The sequence below is a fragment of the Christiangramia oceanisediminis genome (assembly GCF_022570735.2).
Lineage (GTDB): Bacteria > Bacteroidota > Bacteroidia > Flavobacteriales > Flavobacteriaceae > Christiangramia > Christiangramia oceanisediminis.
In genome coordinates this window covers 1138826-1160404 of the sequence record NZ_JANCNS010000002.1, presented here as the reverse complement: position 1 = coordinate 1160404, position 21579 = coordinate 1138826, and the positions used below count along the sequence as shown (strand labels likewise).

Annotated in this window: 23 protein-coding genes, 1 rRNA gene and 1 other RNA gene; 10 read left to right on the top strand and 15 right to left on the bottom strand. The window is 42.4% G+C overall.

Translation table 11 applies throughout. The annotated features are described in order from the left end of the window. Positions 1-95: ribosomal RNA gene (gene rrf, locus MKO06_RS12745) — 5S ribosomal RNA — on the top strand; the annotation flags it as partial. Positions 96-213: 118 nt separating this feature from the next. Here the strand turns inward: rrf and MKO06_RS12740 are convergent. The 5 genes from MKO06_RS12740 to MKO06_RS12720 all read right to left on the bottom strand — a co-directional run bounded on the left by MKO06_RS12740 (position 214) and on the right by MKO06_RS12720 (position 4136). Further along, positions 214-741 carry a GNAT family N-acetyltransferase gene (locus tag MKO06_RS12740; protein WP_241551527.1) on the bottom strand — a complete coding sequence of 176 codons (528 nt, stop codon included), beginning with the start codon at positions 739-741 and terminating at the stop codon, positions 214-216. A 90-nt stretch (positions 742-831) separates the two neighbouring features. Beyond that, positions 832-1215 carry a DUF779 domain-containing protein gene (locus MKO06_RS12735; protein WP_241551526.1) on the bottom strand — a complete coding sequence of 128 codons (384 nt, stop codon included), beginning with the start codon at positions 1213-1215 and terminating at the stop codon, positions 832-834. Positions 1216-1218: 3 nt separating this feature from the next. Beyond that, a complete protein-coding gene (gene exaC, locus MKO06_RS12730) occupies positions 1219-2742 on the bottom strand; it encodes an acetaldehyde dehydrogenase ExaC (protein WP_241551525.1) in 1524 nt (507 codons plus the stop codon). 283 nt (positions 2743-3025) lie between these two features. After that, positions 3026-3454, bottom strand: a complete 429-nt coding sequence (locus tag MKO06_RS12725) for a DUF4268 domain-containing protein (protein WP_241551524.1) — start codon at positions 3452-3454, stop codon at positions 3026-3028. A gap of 1 nt (position 3455) precedes the next feature. Then, positions 3456-4136 (bottom strand): ZIP family metal transporter, encoded by a 681-nt coding sequence (locus tag MKO06_RS12720; protein ID WP_241551523.1) that lies wholly within the window; start codon positions 4134-4136, stop codon positions 3456-3458. Positions 4137-4247: 111 nt separating this feature from the next. On the opposite strand from MKO06_RS12720, the gene MKO06_RS12715 reads away from it, so the two are divergent. Continuing rightward, entirely contained in the window at positions 4248-5402 is a 1155-nt protein-coding gene (locus MKO06_RS12715; RefSeq protein WP_241551522.1) for a THUMP domain-containing class I SAM-dependent RNA methyltransferase, read from the top strand. Here MKO06_RS12715 and MKO06_RS12710 read toward each other — a convergent pair whose 3' ends face one another. From MKO06_RS12710 to rlmD, 3 genes are read right to left on the bottom strand one after another with little or no spacing between them, the layout of a single operon-like run. Next, positions 5403-6107 carry a DUF6048 family protein gene (locus MKO06_RS12710; protein WP_241551521.1) on the bottom strand — a complete coding sequence of 235 codons (705 nt, stop codon included), beginning with the start codon at positions 6105-6107 and terminating at the stop codon, positions 5403-5405. Further along, on the bottom strand, positions 6088-6627 hold the full coding sequence (locus MKO06_RS12705; protein ID WP_241551520.1) for a DUF6452 family protein: 540 nt from the start codon (positions 6625-6627) through the stop codon (positions 6088-6090). Before MKO06_RS12705 ends, MKO06_RS12710 begins: the two co-directional genes overlap by 20 nt. After that, positions 6628-8037 (bottom strand): 23S rRNA (uracil(1939)-C(5))-methyltransferase RlmD, encoded by a 1410-nt coding sequence (rlmD, locus tag MKO06_RS12700; protein ID WP_241551519.1) that lies wholly within the window; start codon positions 8035-8037, stop codon positions 6628-6630. A gap of 170 nt (positions 8038-8207) precedes the next feature. On the opposite strand from rlmD, the gene rocD reads away from it, so the two are divergent. Beyond that, the gene (rocD, locus tag MKO06_RS12695; protein ID WP_241551518.1) at positions 8208-9488 is read left to right on the top strand and encodes an ornithine--oxo-acid transaminase; all 1281 of its coding nucleotides are present in this window, start codon (positions 8208-8210) and stop codon (positions 9486-9488) included. Between the two features lie 69 nt (positions 9489-9557). Here rocD and MKO06_RS12690 read toward each other — a convergent pair whose 3' ends face one another. The 3 genes from MKO06_RS12690 to MKO06_RS12680 are packed head-to-tail and all read right to left on the bottom strand — an operon-like array spanning position 9558 to position 11937. Continuing rightward, on the bottom strand, positions 9558-9884 hold the full coding sequence (locus MKO06_RS12690; protein WP_241552058.1) for a CCC motif membrane protein: 327 nt from the start codon (positions 9882-9884) through the stop codon (positions 9558-9560). Positions 9885-9901: 17 nt separating this feature from the next. After that, positions 9902-10174 carry a DUF2752 domain-containing protein gene (locus MKO06_RS12685; protein WP_241552057.1) on the bottom strand — a complete coding sequence of 91 codons (273 nt, stop codon included), beginning with the start codon at positions 10172-10174 and terminating at the stop codon, positions 9902-9904. A gap of 17 nt (positions 10175-10191) precedes the next feature. Beyond that, positions 10192-11937: a T9SS type A sorting domain-containing protein gene (locus tag MKO06_RS12680; RefSeq protein WP_241551517.1), complete on the bottom strand. Its 1746-nt coding sequence runs from the start codon at positions 11935-11937 to the stop codon at positions 10192-10194. Positions 11938-12012: 75 nt separating this feature from the next. Here MKO06_RS12680 and MKO06_RS12675 point away from each other — a divergent pair, with 75 nt between their 5' ends. Together MKO06_RS12675 and MKO06_RS12670 are read left to right on the top strand one after the other, a co-directional pair. Beyond that, a complete protein-coding gene (locus MKO06_RS12675) occupies positions 12013-12210 on the top strand; it encodes a hypothetical protein (protein WP_241551516.1) in 198 nt (65 codons plus the stop codon). A gap of 8 nt (positions 12211-12218) precedes the next feature. Next, positions 12219-12767 (top strand): Smr/MutS family protein, encoded by a 549-nt coding sequence (locus MKO06_RS12670; protein WP_241551515.1) that lies wholly within the window; start codon positions 12219-12221, stop codon positions 12765-12767. Here the strand turns inward: MKO06_RS12670 and MKO06_RS12665 are convergent, their stop codons facing one another. Continuing rightward, complete coding sequence (locus MKO06_RS12665; RefSeq protein WP_241551514.1) at positions 12768-13793, bottom strand: hypothetical protein; 1026 nt, start codon at positions 13791-13793, stop codon at positions 12768-12770. 89 nt (positions 13794-13882) lie between these two features. Between MKO06_RS12665 and MKO06_RS12660 the strand changes: the two genes are divergently transcribed. Continuing rightward, positions 13883-15031: a cysteine desulfurase family protein gene (locus MKO06_RS12660; protein ID WP_241551513.1), complete on the top strand. Its 1149-nt coding sequence runs from the start codon at positions 13883-13885 to the stop codon at positions 15029-15031. A 144-nt stretch (positions 15032-15175) separates the two neighbouring features. Here the strand turns inward: MKO06_RS12660 and MKO06_RS12655 are convergent, their stop codons facing one another. Continuing rightward, on the bottom strand, positions 15176-16864 hold the full coding sequence (locus tag MKO06_RS12655) for a M23 family metallopeptidase (RefSeq protein ID WP_241551512.1): 1689 nt from the start codon (positions 16862-16864) through the stop codon (positions 15176-15178). A 186-nt stretch (positions 16865-17050) separates the two neighbouring features. On the opposite strand from MKO06_RS12655, the gene MKO06_RS12650 reads away from it, so the two are divergent. From MKO06_RS12650 to rny, 4 genes are all read left to right on the top strand, one after another. After that, positions 17051-17341 carry a hypothetical protein gene (locus MKO06_RS12650; protein ID WP_241551511.1) on the top strand — a complete coding sequence of 97 codons (291 nt, stop codon included), beginning with the start codon at positions 17051-17053 and terminating at the stop codon, positions 17339-17341. Between the two features lie 9 nt (positions 17342-17350). Next, complete coding sequence (locus tag MKO06_RS12645) at positions 17351-17644, top strand: cell division protein ZapA (RefSeq protein WP_241551510.1); 294 nt, start codon at positions 17351-17353, stop codon at positions 17642-17644. A gap of 49 nt (positions 17645-17693) precedes the next feature. Next, a non-coding RNA gene (gene ssrS, locus MKO06_RS12640) (6S RNA) lies at positions 17694-17810 on the top strand. Between the two features lie 53 nt (positions 17811-17863). Beyond that, on the top strand, positions 17864-19426 hold the full coding sequence (rny, locus tag MKO06_RS12635) for a ribonuclease Y (protein ID WP_241551509.1): 1563 nt from the start codon (positions 17864-17866) through the stop codon (positions 19424-19426). Positions 19427-19574: 148 nt separating this feature from the next. Here the strand turns inward: rny and MKO06_RS12630 are convergent, their stop codons facing one another. Continuing rightward, positions 19575-20525, bottom strand: a complete 951-nt coding sequence (locus MKO06_RS12630) for an aldo/keto reductase (RefSeq protein ID WP_241551508.1) — start codon at positions 20523-20525, stop codon at positions 19575-19577. 77 nt (positions 20526-20602) lie between these two features. Further along, positions 20603-21499: a site-specific tyrosine recombinase/integron integrase gene (xerA, locus tag MKO06_RS12625; protein WP_241551507.1), complete on the bottom strand. Its 897-nt coding sequence runs from the start codon at positions 21497-21499 to the stop codon at positions 20603-20605. Between the last annotated feature and the right edge of the window lie 80 nt (positions 21500-21579).

Below are 21579 nucleotides of genomic sequence, written 5' to 3'. Positions count from 1 at the left end.
ACGGGGCTCACCTCTTCCCATTCCGAACAGAGAAGTTAAGCCCGTTAGCGCCGATGGTACTGCTTTCATTGTGGGAGAGTAGGTCGCCGCCTTCCTTTTGAAAACCCTCATCATTCTTATGGTGAGGGTTTTTTTATGGGAAAAGGTGAAAGATGAATAATGCCTTTGGATTAATAAAAAATGCTTTTAAAGGAATTATTCTTCACGCGCCTTTTACCGGTTTAACCTGGCATAGATCTTAACATCAATAAATTCCCCGTTCTTAATTTCAGAATCTCTCATAGTACCTTCATGAATAAATCCTAATTTTTCAAGAACTCTTGAGGACTTACTATTAGCAGCTTCCACATAAGCCTCTAATCTATTTAATTTTAGATCTTCAAAAAGGTGATGGATAAGGCTTTCAGCCGCTTCCTGTATCAATCCCCGTCCCCAAAATTGGGGTAGTAACCAGAAGCCAATTTCTGCCTTGTTATGTTCAGGATGATGATCGTTGATACCAATAGCACCGCAAAATTCTTCAGTTTCTTTAACTCTAATACTCCACCACCTTCCGGCACCTGATTTCTCAAGATTAGAATACCAACGCATTTGCTCTTCGGTTTCTTTAAATGTGGAATAACTTACACCGTAATACTTGATAACTTCAGGATGGGACAGGCCCCTATAAATATTTTGTTGGTCTTCGTTCACTACTTTTTTAAGTAAAAGTCGTGATGTTTCCAAATTCGGAATTTTCATAACAGGACTTAGATGGTTTAATGCAGGCTAAAAATAAGAAAAGCCGACTAACCGCCGACTTTCCTTTTTTAATAAGCTATCAAAGAATATTCAATCTATGAACTCTTCTCCATGTTTTATAGGTTGAAGATCTTCGAGCTCTTCAGGTTTGAACATTCTTGATTTGATAACAAAACGTACTCCCATTGGAATTTCCAATGAAAAACTGGAACCTCTCCCTTTTGTGATATCCACTAATAGATGGGTGTGTTTCCAGTATTCGAACTGATCTTTGCTCATAAAGAATTCACACCCATGAACCGTTCCCAGCCAGACGTCGTTTTCGTTCAGCAGAAGATCACCTTTTTCCAGGCACATGGGAGAAGAGCCATCACAGCAACCTCCGCTTTGGTGAAACATGAGATCACCATGCCGCTCTTTTAGGGCATCTAAGATGCGTACAGCATCTTCGGTTATATCTACTCTTCTATACATATTCTAAAAGAAGCCCATTGCTTTCTTATCATAAGAGATCAGCATGTTCTTGGTTTGGCGGTAGTGTGACAGCATCATTTTATGGTTTTCCCGGCCAATACCAGATTTTTTATAACCTCCAAAAGGAGCATGTGCTGGATAATTATGATAGTTATTTACCCAAACCCGTCCAGCTTTAATGGCTCTTGAGATCTGGTAAGCCTGGTGCATGTCTCTCGTCCATACCCCTGCACCTAAACCGTAAAGCGTATCATTTGAAATCTCAATAGCTTCGGCTTCATCCTTAAAAGTGGTGACGCAAACAACTGGTCCAAAGATCTCTTCCTGGAAAACACGCATTTTGTTATTTCCCTTTAAAATGGTTGGCTTGATATAATAACCGCCTTCAAGACCTTCGTTGAATGCTTTTTCTCCTCCGGTTAATACCTCGCAGCCTTCTTCCTTACCAATATTGATGTAATTAAGGATCTTCTCATATTGATCATTAGATGCCTGCGCACCCATCATGGTATCAGGATCAAGGGGATGGCCCAGCTTGATGGCTTCGGTTCTTTCGATCACACGCTCAATGAACTTGTCATATATATCTTCCTGAATCAATAACCTTGAAGGACAGGTGCATACCTCTCCCTGGTTAAGTGCAAACATCACTGCACCCTCAATGCATTTATCAAAGAAATCATCATCGGCCTCCATGATACTACTGAAAAAGACATTTGGAGATTTTCCTCCCAGTTCAAGGGTCACTGGTGTGACATTTTTCGAAGCGTATTGCATGATCAACTGCCCTGTAGTAGTTTCCCCGGTGAATGCAACTTTACTGATGCGGGGGCTAGAAGCTAAAGGTTTTCCTGCCTCAGCACCAAAACCATTTACGATATTCAATACACCTGCCGGAAGAACGTCTTCAATGAGTTCCATTAAAAGCAGGATGCCAACTGGAGTTTGTTCTGCCGGTTTTAGAACCACGCAATTTCCAGCGGCCAGGGCAGGGGCCAATTTCCATGCGGCCATAAGGATTGGGAAATTCCAAGGAATGATTTGTCCCACCACTCCCAGAGGTTCTGTTACATTTACGCAAACCGTATTGGAGTCCAGTTCACTAACCGAGCCTTCTTCAGCCCTTATAACCCCGGCAAAATATCGAAAATGATCCACTGCCAGTGGCATATCGGCCGCCAGTGTCTCCCGAACGGCCTTCCCGTTGTCCCAGGTTTCGGCTCTAGCGAGGTCTTCCAGGTTCTCTTCCATGATATCTGCGATCTTCAAAAGCAGGTTACTTCGGGTAGCTGCAGAGGAATTATTCCATTCCGGAGCGGCCTTCCATGCTGCGTCTATTGCTTTATTAACGTCGTCTTCGGTAGATCTGGCGACCTTTGTAAAGCTATTTCCGTCCACAGGCGAAATATTATCAAAATATTCACCTTTTACAGGTGCCGTCCATTTTCCTCCGATAAAATTATCATACTTATCCTTGAATTTTGGTTTCTGGATCTGCTTCTTTTCGGTCGTTTGTGTTGTACTCATAATTCAATACGTTTTAATTAATAAAAAGATTTCTGCCCCTGAAAACCTGTCTTGTGTGAAGAATCTTAGACGGGTGGAATTTGGAAAATTCAAAAGCTACTTAATATACTAATAAAACCTTGAAAAACAGGTGGTTTAATTCCCAAAAAATGAATTTATTGGGTCCTTTTTTATCAGGTTGATAATTGGAATAATTCCTGGTATAATCTGATTTCAGAATTATGACTAGATTCCAGGATAACTAATTTAGATGGTATGAAAATCTTTAAAAGACTGGGTTGAACTAGCTTTTCAAAAAGTCTTCAAAATCTTTAAAAAACTCTTCAAGCTGGATCATATTCCGGGCCAGGAAAGTCTTTACCAGTGGCCAGTCAGATTTTTTATGCATACTCACATTGTCGAGTTGAGTATAGATCCTGGAAATGACCTTCCCTTCAGGTAGTTCATAGGAATCATCAAATATGGCTTCAGGCAAGTATTCCGATTCAAGAATCTTTTTAAGGGATTCCAGCTTTTCGAAATAGTAGGCCCGTATAAACTCATCTTCATCAGAAATGTCTAAAGAAACCTGGGCTTTTTTTCGGTCGAAAGTAAATTTCAGCTGAATCTCCTTCATTTTAGTATTGTACAGCAGCCATTTATGCGGAAATTCTTTTCCGAAGCTGGTCCAGAATTCCTGTCTTATCCTTTTTGATTCCTCCCTGCTGAACATATTAAATAAAATAGGCTAAAAGTATCCCGAGGATCACCACTCCGAGCTTGGTAGCGTTAAAAGAGTGATTTTTTGAGGACTCAAAAAGGATGGTAGTGGAAACATGAAGAAAAATTCCGATGACCACTGCATTCACGTATTGTGAATATTCTGCGATCACTTCGATATTATTCTTCAGCCAGTTACCCAGCGGAGTCATGGCAGCGAAAAATGCGAGGAACATAAAAACCCTGGGCTTGCTCAAATTACTATGAATTAGAAAAACCGAAAGGATAGCCGCTACAGGGATTTTGTGGACCACCACGCCATGCAATAAATGGGTATTCTCATCAAGTGGAAAACCTTCCAACAGGGAATGCAAACTCAAACTCGCCAGGAGTAAAACTGGAAAAGAAGATTTCTCATGTAAATGCAGGTGTCCGTGTTCCACTCCTTTTGATAAGAACTCAAGGAAGATCTGTAGTAACAGGCCAAGCATAATGAAAATTCCTATTTCAGAATTTCCGTTTTGGTAAACATCGGGTAAGAGCTCCAAAACGGTCACTGAAAGCAGGTAAGCCCCACTAAAGGCCAGCAATAATTTGAATCCTGAGGAACTTCCGGGTTTTAGAAAAAGAGAGATCAGGTATCCCACTACCACTGCGAGTACCGGGAGGAGATAGATATACAGTTGTGATTGCAAATTTTACAGGTTGGTTGAGGGCTGGTAGCGGGAAGTTCTTCCAACTATCCGGCAATTATTATAGTTACCCTACAAAATTAATTTATTTTTGTCGTTCTATAAAGCAGGATTATGGCGAATAACTACAAGATGATCGCAAAAACCCTTTACGGTTTTGAAGCGATCCTGGCAAAGGAATTACTGGACCTTGGTGCGGTGGATATCAAACAGGGCAACCGTATGGTGAGCTTTGTTGGCGATAAGGGATTTATGTATAAGGCGAATCTTTGCCTTAGAACGGCGATAAAGATCCTGAAACCTTACGAGAGTTTCAAGGTGAATTCTGAACAGGAACTCTATGATAATATCAAAAAATTACCCTGGGAGGATTTTCTGGATGTGAATGGAAGCCTGGCCATAGATTCTGCCGTACATTCAGAAATTTTTACGCATTCCCAGTATGTAGCGCTTAAATCCAAAGACGCAATCGTAGACCGCTTTCGTGAGAAATTCGGAAAAAGACCTGATGTGGATCTCGATTTTCCAGATTTGCGTATTAACATACATATCGAAAAGAATAATTGTAATGTTTCGCTCGACAGCTCTGGGGATTCTCTTCATAAACGGGGTTACAGGGGAGCTACCAATATAGCTCCAATCAACGAGGTTTTCGCAGCCGGCCTGTTATTGCTTTCCGGTTGGCAGGGCCAGTGTGATTTCCTGGATCCCATGTGTGGAAGTGGTACCATTCCAATCGAAGCGGCCATGATCGCCTGTAATATTCCGCCAAATTTGAATCGAAAGGAATTCGCTTTCGAAAAGTGGAAGGACTGGGATGAAGATCTTTTTGAAAAGATCGAGGAATCGACTATGAAGAAGGTCAGGGATTTCCATTATAAGATCAGAGGTTTTGATAAGGCTCCTTCAGCCGTCATGAAAGCAAAGGAAAACGTGAAGAATGCGAACCTTTCAGACTTTATTGAGATCGAACAGCAAAATTTCTTTCAGACTCAAAAGGAGAATGAAGACTATTTGCATATGGTTTTTAATCCGCCGTATGGTGAAAGACTGGAGATAAATGTTGAAGAGTTCTATTCTAAGATCGGGGATACTTTAAAGCAGAATTATCACGGAACCCATGCCTGGTTCTTTACCTCGAATTCTGAAGCCATCAAGAGCGTTGGCCTGCGTGCATCTAGAAAGATCAAGCTTTTTAATGCCGGACTGGAAGGAAGGTTGTTGAAATATGTGATCTACCAGGGATCGAAGAAGGCGTCAAAAAATTAATTATTTCATCGCTTTTTTGAAGAATGGGATCAGGTAAGTAACCGTATAGCCGAACCCGGTTCCAAAGCTACTGTTATCGTAGGTTCGGCCAAATCCAGGGATCACCAGGTTATCGAAATTGGATGGTGCATTCTGGCCAATTCGTCTTTTGAGCTGAATGTTTGCTGAAAGGAACAGGTTATTAAGAACTTCAACCTTGATACCCGCTACCAGTTCTACCCAGTTGGAGGTTAAACCCGTAACTTCAACATCTTCTTCGCGAATATCAGGACCAAAATAATCTGAAGAAGTATAGATTCGATATTCTTCAAGGGTTTGAGAAAAGGTAGCAAAGCCATAGCGAACACCAACGAAAATAGCATTTTGCATGCCTTCCCAGTTGTCGTAGGCATTGTAATCGCCTCCGAGCTTGATATAGCTTCCCGTAGTGCTGGTTTGTATATTATCGCCCTCAAAGGTTCTTTGTTCATTACCTAATTCGGCGGCTGCATAAAAATTCTTGTAGACCCTGTAATCTCCAACGATCTCGAGTCCGCTGTAAGTGTCATCCAGGAGGCTTCTTATGGGTTTGCTGAGATCTACCCCAAGCCTGAGACCGAATTTTTCCTTGTACTCTAAACTATCTGTCGCAGCGGGGTTTTGCTGGGCATTCATTTTTCCGAAGAGGAGCAGAAAAACAACAAGACTAGAAAAATATCGAAACATGCGCCTGGTTTTGATCGTCTATATTTGCATTCTCTATTTGAATTTCCTCTATCCAGTTTCCATCTTCTCCTTCTTCCAGCTCAACCTTCAGGCCAACATAATTTACTTTGTAGGCACAGGCCCTGTTGATGTATTCTTCCTGTCTTCCGTAGGAAAACCGAAGAATATCGGTATTCCCGGGATCTACGGGTTCTTCCTCTGAAGCCTGCGGAGTGTTTACCGTAAATTCATAATCGGTGACATCATTATCTGTTCTTAAAGGTATTGCCAGGCTATCCTGGGTGTATCTGAAATAACGAATTACATTACCTGTTTGATTTCTTACCGTTGCGTATTCCTCGTTACCTTCTTCCCGAATGCTCAGGTTTTGCGGAGCCGTGGCCTCAAATGGTTCTACATTTTCATAAAACCGTATTATAAGTAGCGGAGTGGTTGCAGTTGATTCAGGACAAATATCATCACGCTGACAGCCCATAAGGCCTAATAAACAGAAAAGGAGTAAAAGGAAATTTTTATTCATTTAACGTCTTTCTAAACAAACCACATTTTCAACGTGATGAGTCTGAGGAAACATATCCACGGCACGGGTCGCGGTGACTTTGTAATGCTCATCAAGCAAGGCCAGGTCCCTGGCCTGGGTAGCTGAATTACAACTCACATAAACAATTCGTTCAGGCAATATACCAATAATTTGCGCCACCACATCCTTATGCATTCCATCACGCGGCGGATCGGTAATGATCACATCGGGTTTTCCGTGTTTAGCGATAAAGGATTCAGTAAACACCTTTCGCATATCCCCAACATAGAACTCAGTATTGTCGATATTATTTCGTTCAGCATTCTCTTTAGCGTCCTTGATCGCTTCAGGAACCGCCTCAACACCTATAACTTTCTTAGCTTTTTTCGCCACGAACTGGGCAATGGTCCCGGTACCGGTATACAGGTCGTATACCAGCTCATCTCCCTGCAGGTTCGCATAATCCCGGGCGATCTTGTATAAATTATAGGCCTGGTCTGAATTCGTCTGGTAAAAAGACTTGGCGTTTATCTTGAACTTAAGGCCTTCCATTTCCTCGAAAATATGATCACGGCCTTTGTAGCAGATCACTTCCTGGTCATAGATCGTATCGTTAGGCTTATTGTTCACCACGTACTGAAGTGATGTGATCTCTGGAAATTTTTCTGAAATAGCATCCAGCAAGAGTTCCCGCTGATTTTTTCGGTCTTCAAAGAACTGAACCAGAACCATGATCTCGCCGGTAGACGAGGTTCGTATCATAAGAGTACGAAGCAAACCTTCCTGGTTTCGTGTATTGAAGAATTCGAGCTCGTGTTCGGTAGCGAATTCCTTTACGAAATTCCTGATCGCGTTGCTTGGATCGTCCTGCAGATGACATTTTTTGATATCCAGGATCTTGTCCCACATTCCAGGAATATGGAAACCAAGGGCATTTCGGTTTTCTATATCCTTCCCGCTTTGGATCTCTTCCTGGGTAAGCCAGCGGGCATCGCTAAAGGAAAATTCCATCTTATTGCGGTAAAAATAGATGTTTTCGCTGCCAAGGATGGGAGTAATTTCGGGCAGCTCGATCTTTCCAAGCCTGCGAAGGTTATTTACAACCTCGTTTTGCTTGTATTCCAGCTGATATTTGTAGTCCATGTTCTGCCATTTGCAACCTCCGCAGGTCCCAAAATGCTGGCAAACAGGTTCTGTCCTTTTTTCTGAATATTTATGGAACTGGGTGGCCGTTCCCTGGTAATAAGACTTTCTTCTTTTAGTGGTCTGCACATCGGCGACATCTCCCGGAACAGCATTATCTATAAAGATCACTCTTCCGTCTGGGGATTTGGCGATCGCCTTACCTTTTGCACCTGCATCAACAACCTCTATTTCTGTAAAAAGCTTGTTCTTGTTTCGTCTTCCCATAGCGCAAAAATAGGATAATTAACAAGATTTAAATAAATGCAGCTTGAAATTTTCAGCAAACATTTAGTAATTTGCAGGAATTCGAATTTGGGGTGATTTCTCTCCCTTCCGGCCTTATTTTATGGGATAAAGAAGGAATTGTAAAGACTAAATCAAAAAATCAAAATTACATGCCATTACCTAAGATCAATTCTTCAGAAGAAGCTATTAAACTCGAAGACCAGCATGGTGCTCATAATTATCACCCATTGCCAGCAGTGCTGAGCAGGGGAGAAGGAGTACATGTTTGGGATGTAGAAGGTAATAAATATTACGATTTTCTTTCGGCCTATTCCGCGGTGAACCAGGGGCATTGCCACCCCAAGATCGTGGGAGCCATGCACGAACAGGCGTCAAAACTGGCCCTTACTTCAAGAGCTTTTCATAACGATGTATTAGGAGCTTACGAGAAGTACGCGACAGAATACTTCGGATTCGATAAACTGCTGCCGATGAACACCGGGGCAGAGGCCGTTGAAACCGCTATCAAAATAGCCAGGAAATGGGCTTATGAGCGCAAGGGTGTTAAGGAAACTGAAGCTGAGATCATCGTTTGCGAGAATAACTTCCACGGGAGGACCACAACCGTGATCTCCTTTTCTAATGATGAGGATGCGCGACGTAATTTTGGTCCCTATACTCCAGGATTCACTAAGATACCTTATGACGATCCAGAAGCGCTGGAAGCTGCGTTGAAAGCTAATCCCAATGTTGCAGGATTCCTGGTAGAACCTATCCAGGGAGAAGCCGGGGTGTATACTCCAGCCGATGATTTTATGCAAAAGGCGAAAGATATTTGTTCTAAATACAATGTGTTGTTTATGGCTGATGAGATCCAGACCGGGATTGGAAGAACCGGAGGGCTTTTAGCCGTTTGCGGTCACTGTACCTGTGAAGCACATTGTGAACGCCAGGAAACCTATACCAAACCAGATATTCTCATCCTGGGAAAAGCTCTTTCCGGAGGGAATTACCCGGTTTCAGCCGTACTGGCAGATAATGAAGTGATGGATGTAATTCAGCCAGGCCAGCACGGATCTACCTTTGGTGGAAACCCGGTTGCTGCAGCTGTTGCGGTTGCCGCCCTTGATGTGATCCGGGATGAACAGCTTACCCAGAATGCACGAAAAATGGGGAAATTATTCAGGAGGTTAATGGATGATTATATTCGTGAATCGAATATTGTAAACCTGGTAAGAGGACGTGGATTATTGAATGCGATCGTGATCAACGATTCTCCTGAAAGCACAACTGCATGGGATATTTGTATGGCCTTGAAGGAAAACGGGCTTCTTGCAAAACCAACTCACGGTAATATCATTCGTTTTGCACCACCCTTGGTAATGAGCGAAGAGCAGTTAAGGGACTGTGTGAATATAATCACTTCAACTTTGAAGCAATTCGAGAAATAGAAATAAGTCTGTATATAAAAAAAGATCCCGCAGAAATGCGGGATCTTTTTTTATGGCTGAAACTGGATATTATCCGCCGTATTCTCTTAGAATTTCCTGTTGCATTTCATTGATACCTTCAAAGCCTCCGTAAATGATCAGGCTTATTATGATGCTTATAAGGCTAAAAGCACTTAGCACAAGACCAATGATCGCCAGGATCCGTCCTGTCTTTACATTTTGATAACCAGTGTAAAGCTCAGGATTAGCATTATAGAGTTCAATGGCTCGTTTAGACATCACCAGGGCGATGATTCCGAATACAATTCCCAGGACACCATAACAGCAGCAGCCCAGGATAGACAGGATTCCAAAAACTAAAATAAGGGTGGAATTAGGTAATTCTCTTCTTTCCATCATTAGGATTTAATTGGTTAGTTGAAAAAGTGAAACATTTTGATGATATAAGCACCGGCAATAATCACTGCATTAAAAATGATCAACCCAATCTTAATAGAATAGGCATGCCTAAATTTATAAAAAAGATCTATGAAAAGGAAAACAGCAAGTCCAAGCAGGCTGTAAATCGCAGGATAGAGCAAAAAGGCAGAAACGAATTCACCCTGAAAAAGCATTACAGCTGCACGCTGCGCTCCACAACCAGTGCACTCTATTCCAAACAGGCTGCGATTAAGGCAGGGTAACATATATTCTTCCAGTCCGGTCAATTCTTTACAGCAATCTTTTTAGTGAGTTCCTTGTTATCGCTCGTTTTGACCTTAGCAATATAAACAGCCGGACTCAATTTTCCTGTTGAAAAATTAAATTCTTTTGGATTATCCTTCAGGTTTTGCTTAAAGATTAGCTTGCCATTGAGATCGAATAGCTGAACCGATTCCAGGCCTGTATCATAAAGTATCTTCACTTCTAATTGTTCCTGCCTGTTATTCTGGTAGATGTCAATAGTGTTCAGCAAAACATTAGGAGGTTTAGACTTGAAAGTTTCTCCGGCCTGGTCGGTGGTCGTTACAGGGGGAAGTTTTTCAAGGAAACTGATAAAAAACCGGTCGGAATAGTTTCCTGCCGGCAGTTTCAGTTTTAGATAACCTGTTTTGATCCCAAAATACAGGTCGTCTTTAGAGTCGTATAAAAATATCCTGTCAGGATCGAAATACCGGAGTTCCTGAATGTAGAACTTCAGTTCGGTTTCTTTTTCCAGGGCTATTTTTAACGGGATTAATTCTTCATCAACCTTTGGCCGAACATTGATAACGAATTTTTCCCCGGAAAGATCCCAGCTCACATCAGCCGCGGTTTCGTCCAGTTTCCTGGCATCCATGGCGTGATCTTCATCCTTACTGGAGTCACTTCGGAAAGCGAGAACCAGTTGCCTGGTATAAACCGAATCCATTTCAATGCTCAATCGAATGGCAGGGATGTTCGTTTCCGGAGATTTGAATTCCGAGACATTTTTTTCCTGTTTTTGGTAGAGCCTGTGGGAGTTCTGGAAAATAATTTTTCCGTTATTTTTACCCTTAACCATAAAACCCTGGGCAACCGGGCTAACCTGCCTGGCTATATAACTGCCGGCTTCACCGGTTTCTTCGCCTGTTTGTTTTCGGAATACGGCCGGAACATAGATGCCGGCACCCGGAGAATAGGTTCCGTAACCACCTTCGTAATCGGCCAGGTAATGAGATGTTCCACCAGGTTTGGAGTCCCAGAAATAAGCAATCCCGGTAATGGATTTATTATCGATTAGAAACCTGTCCAGGTTTAGAGCAGAAGGATATGGATTTCCTACAAGGAGCAATTGGTCTGCTGTAATAGCTAATTCAATTGTACCATCATTCGGAATTCCCCTGAAATCATAGGTTTGTGCAGAGCCGGGATTAACCGGAATTCCCTCTATCTCCGTTAGGTTCTCGCCGTTTACGCCTTTCATGGTAAAACCTTCACCTGGTTTTAAACTGAAGTGGTGACCCAGGGAAATCCAGTGAGAATAATTGGTCCCCGAAAAGCTATACAGCCATCGGTTAGAGATGCTGAGCGGACTGGACTTCCCGTCAAGTGCCGAGATCAAATGAGAATTCCTACTCACGGTTGGGCCTGCTGGATCGAATATAATATCGCTGAGCTTGTCAGAATTGCCATTTACAGCTACTGGAAGGCCCCAGTAATTATAATCATAGGCGTTGGAGGTTCCTGTTTGAAATACAGAAAGACTACCGTCACCCGTATTGTTATTCCGCGGTTTATCAACCTGTAATAACTGCGCATCCTTGCGCAGGTAGATACTTGCGGCAGTTTCCTTCTTTTTATTTTCGGTTAAATGAATTTCATTCTTAACAAATAACAGCCGGTCCCGAACATACAGATAACTATCTTCATGTTCTGAAGGCGAAATATATAGTTGAGCCGTTGAGCTACAAAAACTAAAAATCATTAAAAAAAGCAGAGGAAGCTTCATGAAAGCCATAAATTTGCCTGAAATTAGCAAATAAAGCACTTAGTTAGGTGGTGTTTTAAGTATAAATCGTTGAAAATGAATAATTCACAGGTGTTGAACACGATCCTGATCGTGGTTGGAGCAGGAATTCTTATTTATACATTAACCGGGGAGGATATAAGTCCATATTTTAAGATCATCGGTCTGGTGATCATTATGTTAGGATTGTACAGGGCCACCAATTTTTGGGTAGCCACTAAAGATGATCACGAGGAGGATGCTGAAAATAAATAAAGCGAATCATGGATTTTGAACCAGGAGATAAAGTAGAATTGCTGGATGATGAGCTTAGTGGTCGCGTAGAAAAGGTGAATGGAGATGAAGTTCAGATCAAAACCGACGAGGGTTTTATCATGACGTTTCCTAAAAACGAGCTGGTTAAAATTTCAGATGAAATCGAGGATCTTAGCCAGGAACAGATCGATCTCGATGAAATCCTGAAAGAGAAATCGGTGCCCAAAAAGCCAAAATCACGTCCGCTAAGAACCAAGGATAAGCAGCAACCACCCATGGAGGTTGATCTTCATGTTAATCAGTTGATAAAATCATCCAAGGGAATGAGCAATCATGAAATTCTGAATCTGCAGTTGGATACGGCCAGGCACAAACTGGAATTTGCCATTCGCAAACGCATCCAGCGCATCGTTTTTATTCACGGGGTTGGAGAAGGTGTGCTAAAAATGGAGCTGGAATACCTGTTAGGCAGGTATGCTAATGTTAAATTCTATGATGCCGATTACCAGAAATATGGCCTGGGTGCCACCGAGGTTTATATTTTCCAGAATGCCTGATTAATTTTCTTCTTCGCCTTCAGGCTCTTCTTCGGTTTCGTCGTCATTGCATTCAGGATCCTGGGACGGGCATAATTCAAATAATACCCCGCCCTGCGCATATGAGCCAAGGTTATAGGTTTCATATCGAATCGTTTCCCCGGAACCATCCTGGTTGGTCAAACTTAGGTCATCGATAATCACCTGGTAACGGTAGGCACGGGTGATATTGTGATTAATATATTCATCGTGTTCGAAGCTTTGGGTTTGTTCAGGATTCAGGTAATTAGGAATTCCTTCTGCCGTTTGAAAAAGAGATGGATTTTCTGGATTTTCTTCTGTTACTTCCAAACGGGTTGGGACACCATCTCCATCATCGTCTTCATCAAGGTAATTCGGGATACCATCTTCATCATTATCGGGATACCCATCCTCGTTTAAAGGATCATCATTTCCATTTGTCAATTCAACTCTGGTAAGAACGTTGTCCCCATCATCATCCACATCCAGGTAGTCTGGGATACCATCAGAATCAGTATCTGGTAGATCCCTCAATTCTACATTCCATCCTTCCTCGAGGTTGGTGAGCCCGTCTCCATCGGAGTCGGCGCTGCCGGTTTCATCTGCAAACAAAGTGCGAATGGTCACCGTTCCGCCCGTGCCGCTTACCCATTCCTCGATCACCTGGGGAGAGCTTGGAGGAACCACACTGCAAAAGTAGTTGTTGGCCCCTGAAGGAAGACTGGTGTTGTAGATCCTGTAAACCACCCTGTTGTTGTTATTTAATTGGATGCTTACAGGGGCACCGGAAGGATCTCCGGGAATAAGATCTCCATCTTCATCCAGATCCAGCTGGCTATTGTTTATTTCCAGCGAAAAGCTTTCAAAAACATCCTGGGAATTTACCGCATAGAATACACTTTTATTCGGTCCATTGCAAAAATCAAGGTTACTGTCTTCGAAATCAAAACTGGTCACGATCAGGTCTCCATCATCACAGGAATTCAGGAAAATGAGTATTGAAATTGCCAGGAATAATCGTTTCATTCAGGATGCTTTTGCAACAAAAATAAAGGAATCAAACTTATACAGAAGAGAAGTGGGAAATTATTTTATTTACTTTATTTTTGCCGCCTATGAAAAACGTTTATTTCGATTCGGCAGCAACCACTCAGATTCGAGGGGAAGTGGTAGATAAAATGACACGGGTTTTAAAAGATAATTACGGAAACCCTTCTTCTACCCATAGTTATGGAAGATCATCTAAATCCTTGATCGAGCAGGCTCGTAAAACGGTAGCCGGTATCCTGAATGCGAAGGCGTCTGAAATCGTTTTTACTTCTGGTGGAACCGAAGCCGATAACCTGGCCCTGAACTCTGCTGTTCGAGACCTCGGAGTTGAACGTATCATTACCTCAAAAATCGAGCATCATGCGGTTCTTTATACCGTTAACCAGTTGCAGGAATGTTATGATGTGGAGATCGAATATGTAGATCTTGATGAAAAAGGAAATATCAGGCTTTCAGACCTGGAAAACCGCCTGAAAACCTCCGATAAGAAAACCCTGGTAAGTTTGATGCACGTGAACAACGAGATTGGCAATATGATTGATCTTAAGAAAACGGCCGATCTTATCAAATCTTATGGGGCCTTATTTCATTCAGATACTGTACAGTCCATAGGTCATTTTAAAGTAGATCTTGCTGAAATTCCTGTTGATTTTACTGCTGTAAGTGCTCATAAATTTCATGGGCCTAAGGGAGTTGGTTTTGCTTTTGTAAGAAAGAATTCAGGTTTAAAACCACTGATCTTTGGAGGAGAGCAGGAGAGAGGTCACCGTGCAGGAACCGAAGGAGTTCATAATATCGTTGGTTTGGAGGAGTCCTTAAAACTGGCTTATGAAAATATCGACGAAGAGCGCGAATATGTACATTCGCTGAAGCAGCATTTCATCAGCGAGTTAAAAGCCAGCATTCCCGGTGTAAAATTCAACGGGGAATGTACCAATCCTGAAAAATCCACTTATACATTGATCAATGTTTGCCTGCCGGTGAGTGCAGAGAAAGCCCTGATGTTGTTGTTTCAACTGGATTTGAAAGGGATCGCCTGTTCCAAAGGGAGTGCCTGCCAGAGTGGAAGTGACAAGGGTTCACATGTTTTAAGCGCTTTTCTTCCGGAAGAAGACCTGAAAAAACCTTCAATTAGATTCTCATTTTCGAGATATAATACCAAAGAGGAGATCGACTACGTGGTGAAGACCTTAAAGGAATTCATCGAGACTTAGGTCGAATCCAATTCTATAGTAAACTAAAAAGCTGAACCAACCGGTTCAGCTTTTTTTATTTGTATGCTTACTCTTTACTAAGCTTCGGAAATTTCAGTTTCATTTTAGAGACCCTGAAACGAGTTCAGGGTGACAATTTGAATATTATTTTCTGAAGAACTTCGCGTTATAAGTGGTGGTATTTCCCACATTATCGGTCACGATCACCTTCAGGTCATTTTCGGTATCGGTCACCACCCCGTCATCAAAATGATGGGTAAGCGTATTGTTCTTGTATTCGTATTCCATCAGGATAAACTTTCCGTTAACGGTTGCGCGGTATGAATTGATCCCCGAAAGATCGTCTGATATTTTGACTTTCAGTGTTTCGTTCGAAGAGATCCATTGCCCGTCATAAAAATTCACGGGTCTCACATCGGGCGCTTTTGTATCCTTCCGCAAAGTATATCTTCCGAAAGTCTTGGTACCGGTGGTAAAGCGGTTTCCTTTTTTATAAGTAGTGGAATAACTTGGTCGGCCATTATCTGAAAGCCTGGCTATGAACATTTGATCTTTCTCTTCTTCGGCGTAGTTGCTTACATCAAAACCAACTGTGAAATTCGAGTGAACAGGGATCTCATCCTTATGTATATCTACCGTATCGCCCAAAAAGTTGATGTCCAGGTAAGCGTCCTGGTAAAGACTTCCTGCAGGAATATAAATATCAATATTGCCATTTTTCGCCGAAAATCCTTCCGTGGCACTTGCCAGATATTCGGTGCTATTATCTGGTCTTTTTTTAATGTTTTCGCTTTGTTGCCCCTTAATAGGGATTCTCACCAGTTTTTCGTTTCCTTTAATATCGGTAACCTTAATGGTATACTGGTAGTCCATGCTGTCCTTGATATTCAGTTTTCCTTCATTTTCAAGGTTTCCATAAATGCTTAGCGGATTGCTGGGCTCCCTGAACAATTTCTGAACCCTGCTTCGGTGATTGGCATAATATTCATAATCGATAAGCTGATTAAGATGCCGGGTTTCAGCAAAGGAGAATTTCTCAAAGTTGACTTCGAATACCTGGTCGCCGTTCAGGTTGGCTTCAATTCGGTAAACACCATTCTTATTGTAAGCCATGTCCTGCTGGTCTACCGTAGAAACACCGAAGCCAATTTCCCCGCAGGCTTCTACTTCGTTCGTTGTGTAAGTTCCGTCCTGTAATGGGATGAGTCTTAATTTTTGTCTAGCCTGGGCGTTATTTACATGAGCATCTTCACCTATGGCATAGGCAAAAACGCCTTCAATTAAAGGTTTTCGGGTGTCTTCCACATCTATCCCGAACATCTGTGCGTTCATGGGTCGCTGGCTGCCGTCCCTGATCTCGAAATGAAGGTGGGGGCCACCGCTTCCGCCGGTATTTCCGCTGTAGGCGATCACTTCGCCCTGCTCCAGCTGCAGTTCTCCGGCTTCCGGAAAAAGTTCAACCTCGTAAGACTCCTTGGAATATTGATGTTTTCTTACATACTCCTTGATCTTCGGAGCCAGCTCCTTCAAATGGGCGTAGACCGTGGTATAGCCATTGGGATGCTGAATGTAAAGGGCTTTTCCGTAGCCATAATGCTGAATATTGATACGGCTGATGTGGCCAGGGGCTGAAGCCAGAACGGCCAGGCCTTCCCGTCCCTGGGTTTTGATGTCCAGGCCGCTGTGAAAATGGTTGGACCTCAATTCGCCGAAGGTTCCTGATAAAACCAAAGGGATCTCTAAAGGACTTTGAAAATAATCTTCTGGCACCGGTGCCTGGGCTAACGAAGTGGAAATAATAAACAATAAAAACAGGCTTGCTACAATCTTCATAAATCTGGGGGTAAATACATTTTTAAACCTCGCGGTAAAGTTACATAATCTTCGCTCAAAATTAAACGGCTTACGTACAGAGAATTATCAGGATTGTTGATTAATCCCTGAAATGCGCCAAAAAAAGTATTGGATATTTGAAAGCGTATGTTAACTTTGTAAGGGTTCACATCGGTTTTAGTGCTTATGAGTGAAATAACAGAAATAGTTGATAACCTGGAGAATAGAATTAGTAAGCTGCTTCATAAATATGATTTATTAAAGCAGTCTAATGAAGCACTTCAAAGGGAACTGGATTCTGTTAAAACTGAATATGAGAAGCTGGAAGGCGATTTACAGCTTTCTAACGATCAAATTCAATCCTTGAAAGCAGCAAACGCGATGCTTGGCAGTACCGACCATAAAAAAGAGACAAAGCTCAAGATAAACAGCCTGATCCGGGAGATCGATCAGTGTATCGTTCAGTTATCTGAATAATTCAGGATCATGGAAGAGAAGTTAAAGATCAAAATATCGATTGCAGATCGCGTTTATCCGCTAACCATTCAGCCTAGTCAGGAAGAAGGTTTACGGAAAGCGGCCAAAAAGATCGAGGCCATGATCAAACAATTTGAGCAGAATTATGCCGTTAGGGATAAGCAGGATGTTCTGGCGATGTGCGCATTACAGTTCGCCGCCCAGACCGAGCAGAAAAATATTGATAAATCGAGCGAAATGATTGAAGCAGAAGAGAAGTTAAGATCACTTAATGATCTGCTGCAGAAGCATTTGGCTTCTTAAGTTCTTAAAATAAACAAGGTTACTGCCTGTATTAGTGCTTTTTTGATAAACTCAACACGAATTCTTTAAAAAGGGTGAGTCTAAGTTGTAAAAGCGTGCCGTGTCCCTTACGGGAGAGCGGATTCTTGATCAGCTTGTTAGCCCTAAACTTGATTTTAAGGAGTTTATAACAAAACCCATCTAATACAGGCTTTTTTTATATATCTAAATAATGAGTAAATGGAAATACTAACTATAGCAATTGCCGTGGTAATTGGGCTGGCCCTCGGTTTTGGAATTGCGAAAATGCTGGAAAAGAAACAGGCCTCCAATACGATTGCCAGCGCCAAAAAAGAAGCGGCCAGTATCCTTAAGGAAGCGAAAGCAGAAGGAGAAAGCATTAAAAAAGACAAGATCCTCCAGGCTAAGGAAAAGTTCATCGAACTAAAGTCGGAGCATGAAAAGGTGATCCTTGCCCGTGATAAAAAGATCAATGATGCCGAAAAAAGAATAAAGGATAAAGAATCACATGTTTCCAATGAGCTTGGAAAGAACAAGAAATTAAACAAGGATCTTGAAGATAAGATCGCCGATTATAACCACCGCGTAGAATATCTTGAAAAGAAACAGGAAGAAATAGACAGGCTGCACAATAGTAAGGTTCAGCAGCTTGAAGTGATCTCGGGGCTTTCAGCCGAAGATGCCAAGGCTCAACTGGTAGAATCCCTGAAAGACCAGGCCAAGAGCGACGCCATGACCCTGATCCAGGACACGGTGGAAGAGGCCAAATTAACCGCACAGCAGGAAGCTAAAAAGATAATTATCAACACTATTCAGAGAATAGGGACCGAAGAAGCTATAGAAAACTGCGTTTCAGTATTTAACCTGGAAAGCGATGATGTAAAAGGAAGAATTATTGGTCGTGAAGGTCGTAATATTCGCGCGCTGGAAGCCGCAACCGGAGTGGAGATCATTGTGGATGATACCCCGGAAGCGATCATTTTAAGCTGTTTTGATTCGGTTCGAAGAGAAGTAGCACGTTTGTCCCTTCATAAACTGGTGACCGATGGTAGGATTCACCCGGCCCGTATCGAGGAGGTGGTGAAGAAAACCCGTAAACAGATCGAAGAAGAAATAATCGATATCGGTAAAAGAACGGTTATAGACCTAGGAATCCATGGTCTTCAGCCAGAATTGATCAAAATGGTAGGTAGAATGAAATACCGTTCCTCGTATGGTCAAAACCTGCTACAGCATTCAAGAGAAGTAGCAAAACTTTGTGGAGTGATGGCTGCCGAACTTGGAATAAACCCAAAACTGGCAAAACGTGCCGGTCTGCTTCACGATATTGGTAAGGTGCCAGAAACAGAAACCGAAGTACCTCACGCCATCCTTGGTATGCAGTGGGCAGAGAAACACGGGGAGAAGCCAGAAGTTTGTAACGCTATTGGTGCTCACCATGACGAGATAGAAATGACCTCTTTACTTTCGCCTATTGTACAGGTTTGTGACGCGATTAGTGGTGCAAGACCAGGAGCCAGAAGACAGGTGCTTGACTCTTATATTCAAAGATTGAAGGATCTTGAAGATATTGCCTTCGGATTTGGTGGAGTTAAAAAGGCTTACGCTATCCAGGCGGGTAGAGAACTACGTGTGATCGTAGAAAGCGAAAAGGTTTCTGATGAAAAAGCATCTAACCTGTCATTCGAGATCTCCCAGAAGATCCAGACAGATATGACCTATCCAGGTCAGGTTAAAGTAACTGTTATCCGGGAAACCCGGGCAGTGAATGTTGCCAAATAAAATTTTACTTGATTCATAAAAAAAGGCCGTTCGATCGAACGGCCTTTTTTTGTTCCAATTTTCTTTGGAAGTCATTTCGAACCTGGTTACGCCAGGTGAGACATCTATTTTATTCAGATTTCTCCCTTCGATCGAAATGACAATAAATTTAATCATCATAAATATTCTTATAGGAATTCCCATCCATCTCGAAGAACTTACCGGTCACATATCTAAAATGCCTGTCAAGATCGGCTATCTCCTTAAGATCTTCTTCGTCCAGCTGGTAACCGGCGCTTTGTAAATTCTCCTTGATCCTATTTTCATTGGTAGATTTTGGGATCACCGCAGTTCCGCGCTGCTCACTCCACTTGATCAGGATCTGTCCCGGGCTGGCCCCATGTTTTTTTGCGATCTTGTTTATGGTTGGATTCTCCAGCAGGGAAGGTTCATCATCGGCTTTCATGCCGTCGGGCCGGTCTCCGCTGCCAAGTGGTGAATAACCGGTAACATGGATTTCATTTTTACTGCAGAATTCCAGTAATTCGTCCTGTTGCAGATAGGGATGTAGTTCCACCTGGTTCATTTCAGGAGCATGATCAGTATCGGCCATGAGTTCCTTTAATTTCGGGATACTGAAATTGGAAACCCCAATATGTTTAACAAGACCCTTTTTTTTGGCTTCCAGCATAGCTCCCCATGTTTCACTAAGCGGCACTTCATCTAACGAGAAGTAATCATCTGCCGATTCCGGGAAACCTTCCACTTCAGGTTTGAAAGCAACCGGCCAGTGCATTAGGTATAGGTCCAGGTAATCCAGTTGCAGGTCTTTTAATGTTTGCTTTAATGCGGGGATCACATCCTCCTTTTTATGGGCGTTATTCCAGAGTTTGGAGGTCACCCAAACGTCTTCACGTTTTACTTTTCCTTCGCTGAAAACTTCTGAAAAGGCCTGGCCAACTTCAGCTTCATTACCATAAACCGCGGCACAGTCTATATGTTTATAGCCGTTATTAAGAGCTATTTTTACCGCTTTGGTAACTTCGCCTTTTTCAGATTTCCAGGTTCCCAGTCCTATGGCGTCCAGTTTGTCACCATTCTTGAAAGTTAATTGCTTCATGATTCAATTTTTTATGAATTTAAAGCTTCGGTTTATCGAATGAAAATTTTGAGTTTGGTTTAGCAGAACTTTAATACCTACTTCCTGGGGTGAAAACTTTCCATGACGTGTCGCAAATGCGAGCGGTCTACATGTACATATACTTCGGTGGTGGTTATGCTCTCATGTCCCAGCATTTGCTGTATTGCCCTTAGATCTGCTCCATTCTCCAGCAGGTGGGTGGCAAAGGAATGCCGGAAGGTATGCGGACTCACTTTTTTCCGAATTCCGGCGGCTTCGGTCAGCCTGCGTACGATCGTAAAGATCATCGCCCGTGTGAGCTTATTTCCTCTTCGATTAAGGAATAGGGTATCGGTGGCCTGCGGTTTTATATCCTGGTGAACCCGCACTTCATTTTTATAGATATTGATGAATTTCATGGTGTATTCTGAAATGGGAACAAAACGCTGTTTATCGCCTTTCCCGGTTACTTTAATAAAGCCTTCCTCAAAGAACAGATCAGAAATGCGGAGGTCAATCAATTCTGAAACCCGTAAGCCACATCCATACAGGGTTTCAATGATCGCCCGGTTTCGTTCACCTTCATTCTTACCCAGGTCCACCGCACCGATGATCTGGTCAACTTCCGAAATGGATATGGTATCAGGCAGTTTCCGTCCGATTTTTGGAGCTTCCATCAGGTCCAGTGGATTGTATTTTCGGTAATCTTCGAAAACCAGGTAACCGAAGAAACTCCGAAGCCCTGAAATAAGCCTGGACTGTGAACGTGGATTCAGCTTTTTAGAGCTTGAATAGATGAATTCCTGGATGATCTTATCTGAAATAAGCAGCGGACTCACCTTGATTTCGTTAACATCAAGGTACTGTATGAGTTTAGTCACATCCAGCCTGTAATTATCGATGGAATTAGCTGATAGTCCGCGTTCCAGCTTTAAATAATGTAGGTAATCCTGCAATGCATGCTGCCATTTCATGTGTTAAATATAGCCATATTGTGGTTCCAAGCTTGGCAATACTTTAGCCTGAGCTTAAATTTTTATTAACAGGATGCTAC